Raw genomic sequence first — 16,676 nt, forward strand, 5'->3', positions numbered from 1 at the left:
GGCAGCGGCGGCCAGGGCCGCAAGGCCCTGGAGGGCCGCGGGGCGACCCCGCCCGCCTACCTGCGTCCCGGCCATCCCGCCCAGCGCCGGGCGGCCGCCGCGGCCCGAGCCGCGCAGACCGGGGAGCGGGGGCGGGGCGCCGCCGACGCCGCCCAGGCGGGCCAGGCAGGGCAGGGGGGCCCGCGCTCGCGGCGGGCCGAGGCCGACGAGCTGGTCGTCGGCCGCAACGCGGTGGTCGAGGCCCTGCGCGCCGGGGTGCCGGCGTCGACCCTCTACGTGGCCGGCGGCCTGGACTTCGACGAGCGGCTCGTCGACGCGCGCCGGCTCGCCGCCCGGGCCGGGATCGCGGTAGTCGACGTCGCGCGCCCGGATCTCGACCGCATGTGCGGCACGGCGCCGCATCAGGGGCTCGCCCTGTCGGTTCCGCCGTTCCGCTACGCGCATCCCGACGACCTGATCGCCCGCGCGCGCGCCGCGGCTCCCGGCCTGCTCGTCGCCCTCGACGGCGTCACCGATCCCCGCAACCTCGGTGCCGTGGTGCGGTCCGCGGCGGCCTTCGGCGCCCATGGCGTCGTGGTACCCGAGCGGCGCGCCGCCGGGATGACCGCCGCCGCCTGGAAGACGTCGGCGGGTGCCGCCGCCCGGCTACCGGTCGCCCGGGCCACGAACCTTGCCAGGACCCTCGTCTCCTACGCCGAGTCGGGCCTGTTCGTCGTCGGGCTGGCCGCGGACGCCGGCCCGACCATCGATGAGCTCGAGATGGCCACCGACCCGGTCGTCCTGGTGATCGGGTCCGAGGGGCGGGGGCTGTCCCGGCTGGTCGAGGAGCGCTGCGACGTGACGGTGCGCATCCCGATGGCCGGGGACGTCGAGTCCCTCAACGCCGGGGTGGCCGCCGGCGTCGCGCTGGCCGAGATCGCCCGTCGTCGCCGGCGCGCCTGACCGGTCCCCGCCACGGCTGCGCCCGCCGGGACGCGGCGACACCCATGCCGCCGTGACTGTGGGTGGTCTCGGGCCGGTGGTCCCGGGCCGGTGACGCAGCCGAGTCTTACGCGGCGGAGCGCGCGGACCGTCCAGGCGTCCTTGTAGCCTCATGCCCTACTGGGGCGTCGGGCCATCTCGGGGGAACGGACGACGGTGCGGGGCAGGGGGAAACCGTCGGCGCGGCTGTTCGCGCTGCCGCGTTTCCTCATGCCCGAACCGTGCCCACGGCTGACCCTGCTGCCCACCGTCGCGCTGCGGCTGGTGCTGGAGGCGGTCTTCGCGGCCTTGCGGTTGTACGCGGTGCTCGTCCTCGTCGGTTTCGTGCTGCTGTGGCACGACTGGTATACGCGTCATCCGTTCGGCCTGCTGATCGCGGCGCTGGCCGCCGCCTGGTCGCTGACCTTCGCCCTGGTCGCGCTGCGCGGCGGCATCGGGCGGGCGCTGGCGGGCGGCAACGTGGTCGTGGCCCTGGTCCTGGCCTCGGGGGCACGGCTGTGGCTGCCGCCGGAGTCGGTCGGGGATTCGGCCTCGTTCGTGTTGCTCGCGGCGACGCACGCGACGGCGGTGGCCGCCTGGGCCTTCCCCACCGGTCTGTTCCTGGCCGTGATGGCGCTGACGGTCGGCGCCTTCTGCGCGGGGGCATCCGCTGCCGGGCCGCCGTCCCCGGCGCCGCTGGCCACCATCATCTGCGCGGGGCTGCTCGTCCGGTACGTCCTGCCCCAGGTGCGCGCGCTCGCGGGCGGGGTGGAGGCACGGCTGTCCGAGGTGGCGGAGCGGCGCGCCGGCGAGGACGACGTGCTCACCCTGCTGCGGGCGCAGCGGGAACGTGAACTGACGATCCACAACGCGGTGCTCAACACCCTCACCGGCATCGCCTGGGGTGGTGGTGGCGACGGACATCTCACTCGCCGTCGCTGCGCCGACGGCGCGACGGCCCTGGGGGAGCTGCTCGGCGAGCACGAGCCACCGCGCGGCGCCGGTTCGGGACACCGGCCGGCGGGCGCCGAGATCCTGGTGGCCGGTGGGCCGACGCTCGTCGAGGGCGCGGCGGGTGAACGGGTGATCGGGTCCGCGCCGGCCGTCCACCCGCCCGGCGGGGCGGGACGTCGGGACGCCTGGGCGACGGTGGCGCCCGCGGCCGGCTCGCTGCGCACCCTCTACACCACGCAGTTACGTCAAGTGACCAGCCGGTTCGCCGCGTTCTGGCTGATCCTGCTGGTCCTGCCCGCCGGCCGCGCCCTGCCGCACGTCCGTTCGATCCCGCTCGCGCTTGCGTTGCTGCTGGCGCCGCTCGCCGCGGTCGCCGTCGCCCGGCGGCGCTTCCGCGCCGGGCCGTTGACGTGGCCGCAGGCGGCCGCCGTGGTGCTGCTCTGCATGGCGATCCCGGTGGGGGGCGCGTGGAACGCCGCCGGTGCCGGCGAGGTGCGGATGATGCCGTGGCCGATGGCCAGCGTGCCACCGCTGCTGATGCTGGTGACGGTGTCCCGCCCGCTGTGGCGATGGGTGCTCGCGGCGGTAGCCGTCGCCGCCGCCATGATCGCGGTGAGCCTGCTGTGCAATCCGCGGGACCCGCTTGCGCTGTCCCATCTTCTCCTGTGGCTCTACTACCTGTGGATCATGCAGATCTGCCTGGTCATGGTGGGGCCGCTGCTATGGAGCACGGCCGATGTCCGCGCCTGGGCCGGCCATTGCGAGCGGGAGCTGGGCCGGCGCGCCGAGAGCCGGGCCCGGGCTCGCGAGCGTCGCCGGGGCCTGCTGCGGGCCGTCGAGGGGGACGTGGCGCCGCTGCTGGCGGCCATGGCGGCGGGGCGGCTCGATCCGCGAGCCGAGGTCGTACGCACGGAGTGTGCTCGCCGCGCGGTCGCCGTGCGGCGGCTGCTGTTCGACGACGACGCCGTGCACAGCGCGATCGGGGAGGCCATCGACGCCGCCGAACGGCACGGCACGGTCGTGTCCAGTCAGATCCAGGGCGGCCTCGACCAGTTGCCCGCGTCGGTGCGCGGCGAGTTCGTCGAGCAGCTGCACCACGCGCTGCGGGAGATGCCGAGCCGCCGGGTGCTGCTCACCGTGACCGCCGAGCCCCGCACCGCCAGCCTGTTCCTGTCCTGTTCATGGCCGGCGGGTCAGTTGCCGCCGGCACCGTCGGGCCGGGCCATCGACATGATCGTCGACGTCGACGACGGGCAGCTCTGCATGGAGCTGCGCTGGCCGCCCGCGGGGGCGCCGTCCGGGCCGTGGGTGCAGCCGGGGGTGCTGACCGGCGGCCGGCCCGTGGACGCGACGGAGCCCCGCCCCCCGGACGGGGGACGGGGCTCCTGACCCGCGCTGGGTCGCGTCGCCTCGCGCCGGCTGCGGCTCACGATCTGTCGAGCACGATCCGATTGATCATGTGCGGATCAGAGCCGGCCGAGTGCGGATGTCGGCGCGGTGTGTCGGGGCCTCAGATCCGGTGACCCCAGCAGGGCTTCGACGCGTACCAGGGGCTGGTACCCGCCTGCGCGTACAGCTGCCGCGCACGCTGCCACTGCTCCGCGACGCTGGCGTTCTGCGGCAGACCCTTGGCGCCCAGACCGTGCCAGGTACTGGGCAGGAACTGGAACAGGCCGCCGGCTCCGATGGAGTTGACCGCGCGCGGGTTCCCCCCGGACTCGCAGGGGATCACGGCGCGCAGGAAGTGGTCGGCGTTGGGGGCCGCGCTGGCCGGCTGGGACAGCGCGAGGCCGCCGCCGACCGAGGCGGCGAGAGTGGTGGCGATGACAGCGGCCCGGGTGCCGAGCTTGATCCGGTTGAGGCCCCGACCGAGCGAACGAGCGTTGGACATTAAGTTGCCCTTCCCCACGCCTGCGAGGTGAGCTGTCGGGTTCGGGCTGGGAATGCCCGGCCGCAGTTCGCGGCTTCACCCCTAGGGCGCCCGACCTCGGCGCCCGGAAATTGGTTCCCCCGTCCCTGCCACAGGTTTGATTCTCGTCGGGTGGGGGCAGGGTTCGGCGTGCCACCCGACGTCTGCCATCAGTTGACGGCATGGCGACGAACATAGCTGAGCGTGACCCCGGGAAATCAAGGGTACGTGAAGATGAGCACAGTACGTTCTAAGCTCTTTTTTTGATCTTTCAATTGCGGTTTCGCGCCTGCGTGCGCGCCCGATTCTAACGGTCGTCGAAGCGTCGGGGAACACCTGTTTTGCAGTTGGCCCGCCACGCTCACCGTAAATCCTTTGCGGTCCGTGGCCGGTTCTCTCCCGCGCGTGGCGGGGCGCGTTCCGTACCCGCGTCGACGGGGCTGCTAACGAAGCCGGGAAAAATTTTTCCGCTGCCTCGCGGGGAACGCCCTCTTTCTCGCCTTTCCGAACTATACGGCACGCCGTGAAGGATCCTGCATAGGTGGATGTGTCCGGTCGGCGGCCTGCGGGGTGTCGGTGACCGGCGGCCGGCCGGGGCGGCCCTGCTTGCGGCGTGGCGGGTTGGCGTGGCGGGTTGGCGGGGCGGCGGTGCTTGCGGCCGCTGGCGGGGTGGCGCGGCCGGTGGGGTGGTGGATCAGGGGTTGTAGGTCCAGGCCGAACCGGTGCCGCGGTACTGCTCGACGGGGATGGGCGCGACCCCGGGGCGCATCCGGTCGGTGTAGAGATGGCCATGTAGGTGGTCGATCTCGTGCGCGACCAGGCGGGCCAGGCCTTGGCGGTACACCGTGATGTGCCGGCGGCCGGAGATGTCGGTGTGCTCCACGTGCAGCTCCAGGGGCCGCGGGACGATCCCGCGGACGTCGAAGAAGCTCAGGCACCCCTCGTACTGCTCGTCGGTCTCGGGGGAGGACTCGATGACGCGCGGATTGAGCAGGGTGAGGATGTCGCCGTCCGCGGACCGCACGATGGCCGCCGCCCGGTTGATCCCGATCTGGGGCGCGGCGATGCCCATTCCCTTCCCGAACGTGTGCAATGCGGACACTCGCTCCATGGCCGAGGACAGCTCGGCGACGACGCGGCGGGCATCCTCGGCCTCGGTGGGCAGCTCGAACGACCGGGCCGGCTGGTGGAGCATGGGATCGCCCACCTGGACGATGCCCGTCGCGGCCATCTGCTCGCTGGGTCGGGGAACGGTCCGGTCGGCCGGATCCCGGCTCGGCGCCCCCGCCCGGAAGTTCCATTCCAGGCGATACCGGGCGTGCAGCGGCGGCTTGCTGGTGGACCAGGTGAATACACGCCTCTCGGCGGCATCCGCGCGCGCGATCGCCGTGCGGAACGGGAAGGCGTCCGCGGTCATCGAGGTCTCCATGCCCCAGACCACGGGATCAACCTCGGCGGGGAAGTCCAGCACGACGGACAGGAAGCTGGTGGGAACCCGGACGGCCCGCTGGAACCACGGGCCCCACTTCTCCTCGCCGACCCGGTAGCTGTACTCGATCCAGGCTGATTCGCCCGGGTAGAGGGGGAATCGTCCGCGATTGTTCTCGAAAAGGAGCCAGACCTCCTTCAGCGCGTCCCAGTCGGTCTTGATCTGCCAGGCCATCTGCTCGTCGCCGCAACGCGCGCTCAGCTGCAGCTCCTCCCAGCGCAGCGGGTTGCTACGGTAAAGCCGGGCGGAGCGTTCCTGATCCCCGGGAAAGCGGTCGACGGAGATCCGCATCAGGTAGCGGGTCACCGGTTCGACGCCGGTGTTGAGCACGCGCCGGCGCTGGTGGGCGACGTACATGCCGTCCTCGTAGCGGAGCTCGGCGCGGTCCTCCTCGACGACGAGCCCGCCCGGGTCGGGGACGCCACGGGTCGCCCGGGATGCCCCAACCGACTCGGATGCCGTGATCGGGGACGCCGAGCCCGCCGGTGGCGGGGACGGTCGGCCGCCGGGACCGGTCGGCTGGGCACCCGATGAGCGCAGGGCGGCGTCATCCGCCTCGTCGGCCGCCTCCCACGGGCGCGCGGCGAGCTGGAAGTAGGCGCCCGGGATGCGCAGCGCGTCGGCGATGCGCTCGATCAGGGAGAGCCTGGCAATGTGGTCCTCGCCCTGCATGATCCGGCTGACCCGGCTCTGGCTGAGGCCCTCGACCGGGGACGCGATGCGGTTCTGGCTCGCGCCGTCGTACTTCTTCATCAGCCGGAAGGCCATCCGAAAGTCCCGGGTCTCGCAGGCGGTCCGGAAGTCGGGCCGGGCGAGCAGCGTGCGGGAGACCCGGTAGGGACCGGATTCGTAGGACATCGACCGGCCTTCCGTCGGGCTCCGACCTGCGTCGATCGCCGTGCCAACCCGTGTCCCGCCGCCGCGTCGGGCCGGTCGATCGCCCGCGTCCACCGCCCGCCGACGGCCTCGCCGTCGGCGGGCGGTGGGGCCGACTGGTGCAGCGACCGCGCCGGGTGCGTGGCTGAGGTTCGTCCGGCTGATACGGCGGAAAGCCCGACACGTCAGGATGACGACGCTATGCCAAACCGGCATAGTTTGCCGGCGATTGCCGCTACCGCGAGGTTGTCGCGGATCCGACATCCGCTCGCGCCAGATGGCGTGGCGGCACTGGGGCGGATCTGGTAGCCAACCGGCGGCCCGGCCCCCGACCCACCCGGCCGGGTCACCCTCCCCTGCCCCGTTCGGGGGAGGCGGAGAGGCTGTCCATCCGCCACCGGTGCAGGGGACGCGCATCGGCGCGGGGGCGGCCGTGGTCCGGGCCGGACCAGCAGAGGCGATACGAGAAGAGCATGCCTGACTGACGTTTCCCGGCCCCCCCGGGCCGGGCCACCCTGGATGCAGGCCGGCCCCGCCCCGCGTCGAGCCGCGACCTCCGCCGGGCGGGGCCGGCGCACACGGCGGCCCTGTCGGTCACCGCCGGCCCGGATGGGAGGGGCGGACCGACGGTCACCGACCCTGGTGACCGCCACCAGCGTGGGTGGCGGTCACCGGCCCGGCGGGTCGGGCGTTGGCGATGGCCGGCGCGAGGGCGTGGCCGGGGGCCGGGCTGCGGCGGGGTCCGGGCGGCCCACGGGTGCGGGCGGGAACCGCAGGGGAGCCGAGGGCTGCAGGGAGGAGGTACGCGGGGCAGGCGGGGCGGTCGACCCCAGGGCAGGCGGCGTGGGCGCGGAAGGGCGGTGCCGATCGTGACGGAGCCGATGAGAGACCATGACCAGCCCGCGGTCGTCTACGGCGTTGTCCGGTTCGCGCCCGGAGGCAATCGGCAGGTCGCCGACGTGGTGATCACCTTCGCCTCCGCGTCGGCGGCGGACGCCTTCGCGGCCGAGCAGGGCTGGCCGGAGTACGAGGTGGCGCCGGTGCGCTTCTTCGTCCACGAGCGGCAGTCCGCCGTCGAGGCGATGCCCCCTCCGACCAGGCCATCACCATCCTCGGCCAGGCCACTACCCCGGCCGGTGCCGGGATCGCCTGCTCCGACGGGATCATCTGTCCCGCCGGAGCAGCCGTCGCGCCCGTCGCCCCCCACCGCTCCCGGGCAGTCACCGACCGGCGCCTGCCCGGGCGAGCCGGCCGTCCCCGCCGACCGGCGGCCGTGGACAGGTGACCCTGCCCTGCCCAAGCAGGGTCACCGTCCCGCCGCCGCCGATCCGGCCGGACCCCCTGGATCTGCGGCGGCGCGCCCGGAAAGTCAGGCGGGGACCACGGCGGCCGGAGCGCAGGACGCGAGCGCCGCGCAGACGGCGGCGGACCGGGAGGATGGCCGGCGGGTCACCGTGACGCCGTGGGGGATGGACCACTGGGCGGTCGCCCTACGCGCGGGGTCCGATCCGGTGGAGGTGTTCCGGGCCGTCGGCCGGCTGCCGGCCGGGCTGGTCTTCACCGCCGCCTACGGCGATGTCGACGTGGTGCTGGTGTACGGCCGGGTGCCCGGCGGGGATCCGGCGCCGACCCGACCGCCGACCGTCGTGGAGGCCGCGCTCGGCGTCGAGCCGGCGGGGCTGGTGGAGGCGCGGTGGATGACGGCAGGCGAGCGGGAGGCATTCCGGGCGGGGCGCGCGGCCGCCGTCGACGGCATTCGGCGAGCCCTGGCGTAGCCCGAAGCGGGCCGCAGAGCCACCGCCGGCCGTGCCCGCCGCGGCCAGCCCCTCAACCGTCGTCGCGGAAGTGCAGCGTGACGCGATGGGTATCCGACGGCCAGGCGGGCACCCGCAGCACGCCGCGGTGCGCCGCCTGCCCCCGTGGGGTCACCGCGACCTCGACCGAGCGGTCACCCGCCGGGATGTGCAGATCCGTGCCGGTGATGAAGCCGATCCCGAAATACGCGGGGATCGGGGCCATGACGTCGGAGATACCGTCGGCATCGCGATCGAACAGGTACACGCCCAGGGCCAGCTTGGACCGCGGGGCGACCGCCGGGCTCAGGACATTGGTCCCGTCGACGGTGAGGATGTCGCTGGCCCGACCCTGATCGCCCCACCATTCCAGGGCGCGGTTGACGACGAGATCGGTCTGTCGTGGACCGGTCTGCATACCGCCGCCGATCTCCTGGCCCGGCCGGCTGGTCAGGAGGCGGACGAGTCGATCGCTGCGGCGAAAGGGCTGGTAGTAGAAATGGTGAACGGGCTCCCCGGACCGGACGACGGCGAACTCGTAGGCGGCGGTGCCGTCCGCCCGGAACGGACCCCAGGAGCCGTCGGCGGGCAGGGCGAAAAGACCCTTGAGGCCCTTGGGGAGGCGCTTACCCGTCTTCGGATCGAGTTGGTAGACCTCCAGGCGGTCCTTGGCGGCCCCGGCGTTCGCGGGATAGAGCAGCGCGCGGCCGGAGATCTCGATCTGGCCTTTCTCCGCGGTGATGTCGGTGGTGAACGGCTCGGTCCCGGTGAGGAAGCGGAACATCTCCCGGAAGGTGCCGGTCGAGGTCAGCAGCCGGGCGCGCTCCTGGTCGAGGAACCGCACGTTGCCCGCGCCGGGCACCCGGCGAGTCGGATCCCCGATGCCCCAGACGGCGAGCATCGGTACTCCCCTGGGGGGTTTGGTCGCCAGGGAGCCCTCCACGCTGACCAGATGCGCGACCCGGTCGGCCCGCGCGGCGGAGCTTGCCAGATACCGCTCGGTGAGTTCGGCGCCCTCCGCCTGGCCCACCAGATCGACCTTCTTCGTACCGGTCGCCTTGAGCAGGCCCTGGATCTTGGCGTCGAGCTGCGGAAAGACCTTCTCCGGGGGATTGGCCGAGGACGACGCGTCGTAGTCGAAGGCGGCGATCCGGTCGGCCGGATATCCGTTGCTGGCGAACCGCTGCGCCTGCGACTCGAACAGGTCACCCGAACCGAGGTTGCCGTGAACGAACAGCAGCGGCAGGCGTGTGGTGTCCGGCGGGGCCATGGGTCCCGCCACCTCCCGGGCGAGCGCCGCCGAGCGGGCCTGCGCGGAGGCGGAGCCCGCGCTGGTGGAACACGCGCCCGTCGCCGTGGCGAGAACCACCGCGGCCGCTAGGCCGAACCAGCGTCGGCGAGGCATGCGACGCCCCTTTCCCTCCGGATGTTCGGCGGCCGCGGCCGGCCGGCCACCGGTAATTCTCCGCTCATTACGCTACAGAGGGGCGTGAACCCGCCGAGGCGGGGCTGAATCGCCCGATCGAACAGCAAAATCTATCGTTCCCGGTCTTCGTCGCCAACCATGCGCGGTGGGGTGCGGTGCATGTTGGGGCGCTGGAGAGAATTTCCGCTGCCCGCTGACTGGAGGGGTGCCGGATCGGACCGCCGATCCCGATGTTCCTCACATCCGGCCCACACGGAACGTGTTGTTCACAGGACGGCCAGATCGCCGGCTTCCCGGCGGACATCGGTCGCGCTGAATGCTCTGTCCGGGGGCAGCATCGATCCCAGCCCGTTCGCCGTCCGCGCCGACCGCTACCTGACCTGGAAGAGCGAGGGCATCCGGACGGGGCAGACCCCCGCCGCCTGGGCTGCCCGGCTGGCTCCGGACGGCACGCGCCTCGCTGGGGCGCCCGCGCGGCTGCTGGAACCGTCCCTGGCGCCGCATGGCCTCTCCGAAACCGCTCACGTCCGAAACCGCTCACGTCCGAAACCGCTCACGGGGGCGAGGCTGAGCGTCGGGATCGTCGCCCCGGCCGGCGCGGGACGGTGACATCGGCAAGGCGGGTGGTCTCCCGGGCCGCCCGCCCCGACCGGCCCCGCTCTGGTCCCGGATGTTTCACCGGCTCGAGTCGACCCGAGCCGTCCGGCCTGGTTGGGGGCGTTTCGCGGCCACGGCCGGGTCGCGCCCGAAAAATGGGATGCGGATGCCGCCCGTCGCCTGCCATGATTCCCGGGTGGACGCTGCGGGCGACGATATTCCCTGGCAACGGATACGATCCCTCGAATCCTCAACCGGCGATATCGTGGGCGCCGACCCCGGCGATCCGGGCCGGCACGCCGGGCTGCGTTCCTACCTGAGTTTCGTCGGCACCTTCAAGGGTTCCATGCTGCTCGTGGTCGCCTGCTTCGTCGTGTCCAACACGGTGCTCGCGGTCCTGCCCGTCTTCATCGGGAGATTTGTGCAGGCCCTCGCCGGCGCGGCGGAGTCCACCGACGGGGTGTACCGGTATGCGGCGATCATCATCGGCTGCAACATCCTCCACGACCTGACCTGGCGAGCCGGCGAGCTGTTGTATCTCCGGCTACTGAACGATCGGGGCTACGAGTACGAGAACATCCTCTTCCGCAGCGTCATAAACGAACGCTATCCATACTTCGTCGGCAAGTTCACCGGGAAGATCAGCAGTTACATCGCGACGTTGGGCCGCGAGTTCCGAGATATCCTGGAAACCACCTGCTTCACCTACGTGGAGCAGATGATCAGGGTGCCGTCGATCATCATCATCATGTTCTCCGTCAACCTCTACTCGGGACTCACTTTCCTGGTGGCCGTGCTGCTGATGATGGCGGTCGGCCGGCATACCGTGCGCCGCACGTCCCGGGCGGAGAAGCGGCTCGCGGACGAGGTCTCCGAGATGGACGGCTATGTGATCGACGTCATCGCGAACTTCGTCAGCGTGAAGTCGTTCCGACAGGAGGAGACCGAGTACGAGCAGGTCATCCGACGCCGCCGCACCGTCATCGAGGCCGCCCGCCGCTCGTACTTCTGGACCGTCGTGTTCTGGGCCTCGATGTCCCTCGTCGTACGCTATCTGGTCTGGCCGGTCTCGATCCTGCTCAACCTGCATCTGTACCTGACGGGACAGCTGAGTCTGGCGCAGTTCACGACGTTCCTGTCGGTGCTGGTGATGTTCTCCGATTTCATCTGGGGAACGGTCTGGGAGATCGCGCAGCTGAATCTTCGCCTGGCGCGGGTCGAGGAGGCCTACCGCTACCTTTTCGCCGACCGGGCCATCATCGTGGATCAGCCGGTCGCCCTGCCTGGGCCGGCCTCTGCGGCCGCGCCGCGGGCGCCGGGGCGGTTGGAGTTCCGCGGGCTGTCGTTCGCCTATCCCGAAAACGACGGCAGGCCGGTGCTCGCCGACATCGACCTGACGATCGAACCCGGCGAAAAGATCGGCATCGTGGGCCGCAGCGGGAGCGGTAAGACGACGCTCGTCAAGCTGCTGCTCGGCTACTATCCGCTGCCGGTGGACATCGTTCGCGTGGATGGCCGTCCGACGTCGAATTATCAGCTCGCCGCAGGAATCTCCTATGTCCCGCAGGACACCACCCTGTTCCACCGGTCCATCCGGGACAACATCACCTACGGGACGGCCGTCGCCGCGACGCAGGAACAGGTCGAGTCGGCGGCGCGGCGGGCCCACGCGCACGGTTTCATCACCCAGGCGCCGGAAGGCTACGACACCCTCGTCGGCGAGCGCGGCATCAAGCTGTCAACCGGGCAGCGGCAGCGGATCGCGATCGCCCGAGCATTCCTCGACGACAAACCCATGCTGGTTCTCGACGAGGCGACGAGCGCCCTGGACAGCGAGAGCGAGGTGCTCGTCCAGAACGCGCTGGAGGAGCTCTGGCGCGGCAAGACGGTGATCGCCGTGGCGCACCGGCTGTCGACGCTGCTGAACATGGACCGCATCATCGTCCTGGCCGGCGGCGGCATCGTGGAACAGGGCTCGCATCGCGAGCTGCTCGACCAGCGTGGCCGCTACCACGCGCTCTGGCAGCGGCAGAGCGGCGGCATGCTCTCCGTCGACTGAGGCCAGCCGGCGCCGACCAGCCGGATCTGACGTCTGCCCGGGGGCCGGATCAATCGATCGCGTCCCACGGCACATCGGAGCTGACGGCGGCGGCGATCAGTCGGGGGATGCCCTCGGCGAGCACCGTCGACCACGGCTGCGGAACCGCCGCGGCGGTCAGGACCGTCGGGAGAGCGGGCGTCGACCAGCTGCCGCATCCGGCCGCGAACTGCAGCGGCCCCCAGGGCCCGCCCGGCAGGCAGGTGCCCGCCGACCTAGCGGTGGCCGGCCGGGCCGTGAAGGCCTGGGCGCTCCGGTAGGCGGGCGCGGTGATGCCGGGGGCTGTACCCGGGGGCGTCGTGGCCGGCCCGGAACCGTTCGCGGGCGCGGTGCCCGGCTCGGATCGCTGGATCGGTGTCTGGAAACCGACCTCGCGGACGGCCACCGCCGACGGCGACCCCGCGCCCGCCCCTCCCGGCATCGAGGGGGCAGGGCCTGCGCCCCCCGCCGAGGCCGTCGACGCCGCGGGGGCCGCCCCACCTCCTGCGGCCGTCGACACCGCCGGGCCCGCAGCGGTCGTCGTCGAGGAGACCTGCGTCGTCGAGGAGACCTGCGCCGTCGAGGAGACCTGCGCCGTAGAACGAGTCGGCGCCTTGGGGCCGGCCGGCGGCGCCGAGTGAGCCGCCGCCGAGCCGGCCGGTGCCGTTGCGGTTGTCTGGTCGCCGCCAGGCAGCGGCTGCACCGCGGTGCCGGGCACGACCTGGGCCCCGGTCCGGGCCGCCCCGGCCGGGTCGCCCGCGGTCGGGGGAACGGTGGGGCCGGCGGCGACGACGGACTTCCCGTCGCCGGCCGGGGAGGTCACGGCGGGACGGGAGTTGGTCGCGTCGCCCTCGGTGGAGCCGCCCGCCGTGACGGCGGTGGGCGGCTCCACCGGTGCGGAGGCGAGGAGGATCGCGGCGGTCACCGCTGCGGCGACCGCGGTCGCCCCCGCACCGGGGACCAGCACGCCGCGCCGCGGCCGCGTCCGGCGGGCACCGCGCCGCTCGCGGGGGAGTGTCGGGGTCGGCTCGCCGCCGGCCGCGCGCAGGCGGGTGACGGGCAGGCGGCCGCCCGGCAGGGCGACGCTGGCGTCCGCGCCGTCGGCCGCGACCTCGCCCGCGGCGGCGGCGATCTGGCTGAGGATCCGGTGGGCGTCCGGCCGGCGTTCCGGCTTCTTGCGCAGGCTCGCGGCGACCACGCCGCGCAACGGGCCGGGCAGGCCGCTGAGGTCCGCCTCGCCGTGGACCGTGCGGTACAGCAGCGCGTCCAGCGGGCCGCCGCCGAACGGCGGGCGCCCGCTCGCGGCGAAGCACACCGTCAGGCCCCAGGAGAAGACGTCGGCCGCGGGCCGCGGGCGGCGCGTGGTGGTCAGCAGCTCGGGCGCGAGGTAGCCGATGCTGCCCATCACCACTCCCGAGGCGGTCATCATGCCGGGCAGGCCGGCGACGATCCCGAAGTCGATCACCTTCGGGCCGTCCGCGGCCAGCATCACGTTGCCCGGTTTGAGGTCGCGGTGCACGACGTCGGCGTCATGGATGGCGCACAGCGCCTCCGCGAGGCCGCGGGCCACCTCCCACAGCGCCTCGCCGGACAGCGGACCGCCGGTGACGACCGACGAGTACAGGGTGGGACCCGCCACGTACTCGGTGGCGATCCACGGCTGGTCGCCGTCCACGTCCGCGGCCAGCAGCCGGGCCACCCGGGGGCTGTCGATCGCCGCCACCGCCGCGGCCTCCCGGTCGAAGCGGTTGCGGAACGCCGCGTCGGCGGTGTGCTCCTCCCGCATGACCTTGACCGCGGCGCGGGTGCCCGCGTCGTCCACGCCGAGGTACACGATGCCCATGCCACCGCTGCCGAGCCGACCCATCAGCCGGTACGGACCCACTTCGGGCGGATCGCCCGCCCGCAAAGCCTTCCAGGACACGCCACGTCCCCCTCGGATGCTGCGTCGCGCCGAGGCCGCGCCCAGGCGCCGCCGTGCCGGGCACCGGGGGTGCGGCGACACCACGAACGCCGGCACGCCCGGTCGCGGCCCACGCCGCTACCCGACCGAATCTGTTGTACCCGGACGATTGGGTCGAAATACGTACCAGGCGGCCACCGTCTGTGAAGTACGCCTGGCCGGGCTGGTACCCCCGAGGGGTCCGATCGGGCGAGCAGGCCAACCAAAACCGACCCCCCGACACAGACGCGTTGACCCCGCGCTCACCTGCACGTTCGGTCGGGTGTGGCGGCTGATGGGCTAGCGGGAGGCCAGCCGGCGAACGTCGGCGGCGGAGGTTCCTAGCCCGGTCGGGCTACCGAAGGGCCGCCGGTCGGCGGAGGGGTGGTAGCGCAATTCGGCCTCCTCGTATCGGTGCGTCCCTTGGTGCCATCGCAGGACGCCGGCCAACCAGTTCTCCAGCTCCCGGGCGTAGGAGAGAATCGCCGCGCGGGCGCCGCCGTCGAGGTCGAGGCGGTCGAACAGGTCGGGCAGCTCGCTGTCCACGACGTGCTCGAACTGCCGTATCCGGGCGGTCATGAGCGCGTTGACCACCTCGACGGCGCGGCCGCGGTCGCAGTCGAGGAAGTTCTCGACGACCAGCACCGCGTTGTGGATGTCACCTTCGAACTGGATCTCCTTCTGGTAGGAGAAGACGTCGTTGAGCAGGCAGGCGAAGTCCGCGGCGGCGTTCTCCAGGGCCCGCAGCGGGCGGGTCCGGAAGACCTCCGCCGGCACGCCGTTCCCGCGGGCCAGCCGGCTCAGGCTCATCGTCAGGTTCGAGCCGAACGTCGCGCGGCGCATCTCCAGGTAGTCGATGGGGTCGGGGATGCGGTTGTGGGCCTGGTTGTCCAGCTCCCACAGCCAGCTGTCGATCATTACCTCGATCGCCCGGCGGAACGTGGCCTGCGCGGGCGGCTCCATCCCCTGGGCGGTGCGCTGCCACAGGTCGGCGAGGCCCCGCTCCAGGGCGTTGGCCGGCAGCTCGGTCAGCGGGCCGTCGACCGGCATGAAGGAACGCAGCCGCTCGTTGCACAGCTTCGCCGCGGCCAGGTTCCGGGACGCGCCGAAGATCACCGGGTAGTAGTCGTCCCCATAGGTCCCCCAGGTCAGCCAGCCCGTCGTGAGGTCGAGCTCGTCGGCGGTCGCATCGGGGTGGATGCCCGCCGAGCACAGGGCGAAGTCGAACGCCCGCAGCTTGTGCTCGTCCCAGATGCCCGGGACCCGGTCCAGCATGCCCATCGAGTGTGCCCAGCGGATGATCTTGCGGCGCGAGGAGTCCAGGTGGGGGCTCTGTCCGGTGGCGTAGGGCAGGTAGAACTCCGGCAGGCGGGTCGGACCGACGACCCGGAACGGCACGTTGGAGAACGACCGGATCCGCTGCGGTGCGGTGGCGAGCAGCGACGGTATGACCCGGATGGCCGAGGTGCCGAGGCTGGGGATCCCGGGGATGCCCGGCAGGCCGGCGGCGGGGACGAGGCTGCCCGTCCCCCCGAGCCCGGCGGGGAGCCCGAGGTCGGGCGGGACCGCGTCGGGCGCCGCCTCCCGGTTCATGTAGCGGCTGGAGCGCAGGTGCCACTCGTGCCCGCCGGACTGCCAGTCCTGCAGACCCTTGACGTACGCCAGCGCGGCCAGCCGGCCCGCCGGGTCGATGCCGTGCTCGTCGAGGACGGCCGGCAGCTCCGTGGCGGCGGTGTGCTCGAACTGGTGCAGCCGGGAGGTCAGCAGGTCGTTGACGGTCTCGGCGGCGGCCTGCGTGTCGATGTCGAGGAACCGCTCCACGACCAGCACCCCGTTGCTGAGCTCGCCCTCCTCGGCGACCTCCCGCTCGTAGGAGAACAGGTCGTTGCGCAGGTGCACCGCGTCGGAGAAGGTGTCGCGCAGCACCTGCAACGGGCGGGTGGCGGCGACGCGGGCGGGGACCTCGGCGTCGGCGGCATGCTCGACGAGGTTCGCCGACCAGGGGGCGCCGCCGACCTTGCGGCGCATCTCGATGTACTCGATCGGGTTGGCCAGCCGGGCGGCGTTGATGTTGGCGAGCTCCCAGAGGGACTCGTCGAGCAGGTTGCGGGTGCTGACGGCGAAGCGGGCCCGCCAGTCGGTGGATCTGGCCGGCACGGTCCGCGTCCACAGGTCGGCCAGGCCCCGCTCGACCGGGTTCGACGGCTCCTCGGTGATCTCGCCCTCCACCGGCATGAAGGCGGGGAGCCGGTCGAGGTAGGCCTGCGCGCCGGCGATGTCGTGCGTCCGCTTGTAGAGCTCGAGGAAGTGGTCGTCGAAGTAGAAGACCCAGACGTACCAGTCGGTGATCAGGTTCAGGCGATCGGCGGTGGCGTCGGGGTGGGTGTAGGCACACAGCAGGGCGTAGTCGTGGGCGTCGAGGTCGCGCTCGGTCCAGATCGCGATGCCGTGCTGGGGAGTGTCGATCATCTCCATCTCCCGGGCCCACGCCTTGCTGTGTTCCCGGGCCTGCTCCAGATGGGGACTGAGCCGCGCCGGATAGGGCACGTAGAATTCGGGGAGGGTGAAAGGCTGCATGATTTCTCCGGGAAAACCCTTGTCTGCCGCGGGGCCGGACCGGTGCGGCCCGGAAGGCGTCACCGGAACCGGTGCG

The 16,676-nt window shown here is 72.6% G+C and carries 9 protein-coding genes and 1 riboswitch; of the genes, 4 read left to right on the forward strand and 5 right to left on the reverse strand.

Translation table 11 applies throughout. The annotated features are described in order from the left end of the window. Positions 1-942: 23S rRNA (guanosine(2251)-2'-O)-methyltransferase RlmB (gene rlmB, locus FRAQA3DRAFT_RS24720; RefSeq protein WP_009741784.1), on the forward strand; the 942-nt coding region annotated here is incomplete at its 5' end. A gap of 195 nt (positions 943-1,137) precedes the next feature. Beyond that, a complete protein-coding gene (locus FRAQA3DRAFT_RS24725) occupies positions 1,138-3,303 on the forward strand; it encodes a hypothetical protein (RefSeq protein WP_009741785.1) in 2,166 nt (721 codons plus the stop codon). Positions 3,304-3,424: 121 nt separating this feature from the next. Here the strand turns inward: FRAQA3DRAFT_RS24725 and FRAQA3DRAFT_RS24730 are convergent, their stop codons facing one another. Beyond that, positions 3,425-3,805, reverse strand: coding sequence for a transglycosylase family protein (locus FRAQA3DRAFT_RS24730; RefSeq protein ID WP_009741786.1), 381 nt, complete (start codon positions 3,803-3,805; stop codon positions 3,425-3,427). Between the two features lie 2 nt (positions 3,806-3,807). Beyond that, positions 3,808-3,984: riboswitch (cyclic di-AMP (ydaO/yuaA leader) on the reverse strand. Positions 3,985-4,517: 533 nt separating this feature from the next. Continuing rightward, the gene (locus FRAQA3DRAFT_RS24735; protein WP_009741787.1) at positions 4,518-6,170 is read right to left on the reverse strand and encodes a peptide deformylase; all 1,653 of its coding nucleotides are present in this window, start codon (positions 6,168-6,170) and stop codon (positions 4,518-4,520) included. Between the two features lie 899 nt (positions 6,171-7,069). Between FRAQA3DRAFT_RS24735 and FRAQA3DRAFT_RS24740 the strand changes: the two genes are divergently transcribed. Continuing rightward, positions 7,070-7,963 carry a hypothetical protein gene (locus FRAQA3DRAFT_RS24740; RefSeq protein WP_232291743.1) on the forward strand — a complete coding sequence of 298 codons (894 nt, stop codon included), beginning with the start codon at positions 7,070-7,072 and terminating at the stop codon, positions 7,961-7,963. A 52-nt stretch (positions 7,964-8,015) separates the two neighbouring features. Here the strand turns inward: FRAQA3DRAFT_RS24740 and FRAQA3DRAFT_RS24745 are convergent, their stop codons facing one another. Next, positions 8,016-9,386: a lipase gene (locus FRAQA3DRAFT_RS24745; protein ID WP_009741789.1), complete on the reverse strand. Its 1,371-nt coding sequence runs from the start codon at positions 9,384-9,386 to the stop codon at positions 8,016-8,018. Between the two features lie 784 nt (positions 9,387-10,170). Here FRAQA3DRAFT_RS24745 and FRAQA3DRAFT_RS24750 point away from each other — a divergent pair. After that, positions 10,171-12,063 (forward strand): ABC transporter ATP-binding protein, encoded by a 1,893-nt coding sequence (locus tag FRAQA3DRAFT_RS24750; RefSeq protein WP_009741790.1) that lies wholly within the window; start codon positions 10,171-10,173, stop codon positions 12,061-12,063. A 49-nt stretch (positions 12,064-12,112) separates the two neighbouring features. Here FRAQA3DRAFT_RS24750 and FRAQA3DRAFT_RS38305 read toward each other — a convergent pair whose 3' ends face one another. Further along, positions 12,113-14,005, reverse strand: coding sequence for a serine/threonine-protein kinase (locus tag FRAQA3DRAFT_RS38305; protein ID WP_009741791.1), 1,893 nt, complete (start codon positions 14,003-14,005; stop codon positions 12,113-12,115). Between the two features lie 318 nt (positions 14,006-14,323). Continuing rightward, positions 14,324-16,600 (reverse strand): family 2 encapsulin nanocompartment cargo protein terpene cyclase, encoded by a 2,277-nt coding sequence (locus FRAQA3DRAFT_RS24760; protein ID WP_009741792.1) that lies wholly within the window; start codon positions 16,598-16,600, stop codon positions 14,324-14,326. Positions 16,601-16,676: the final 76 nt, after the last annotated feature.

Origin of the sequence: Frankia sp. QA3 (assembly GCF_000262465.1) — a bacterium.
Classification (GTDB): Bacteria; Actinomycetota; Actinomycetes; order Frankiales; family Frankiaceae; genus Frankia.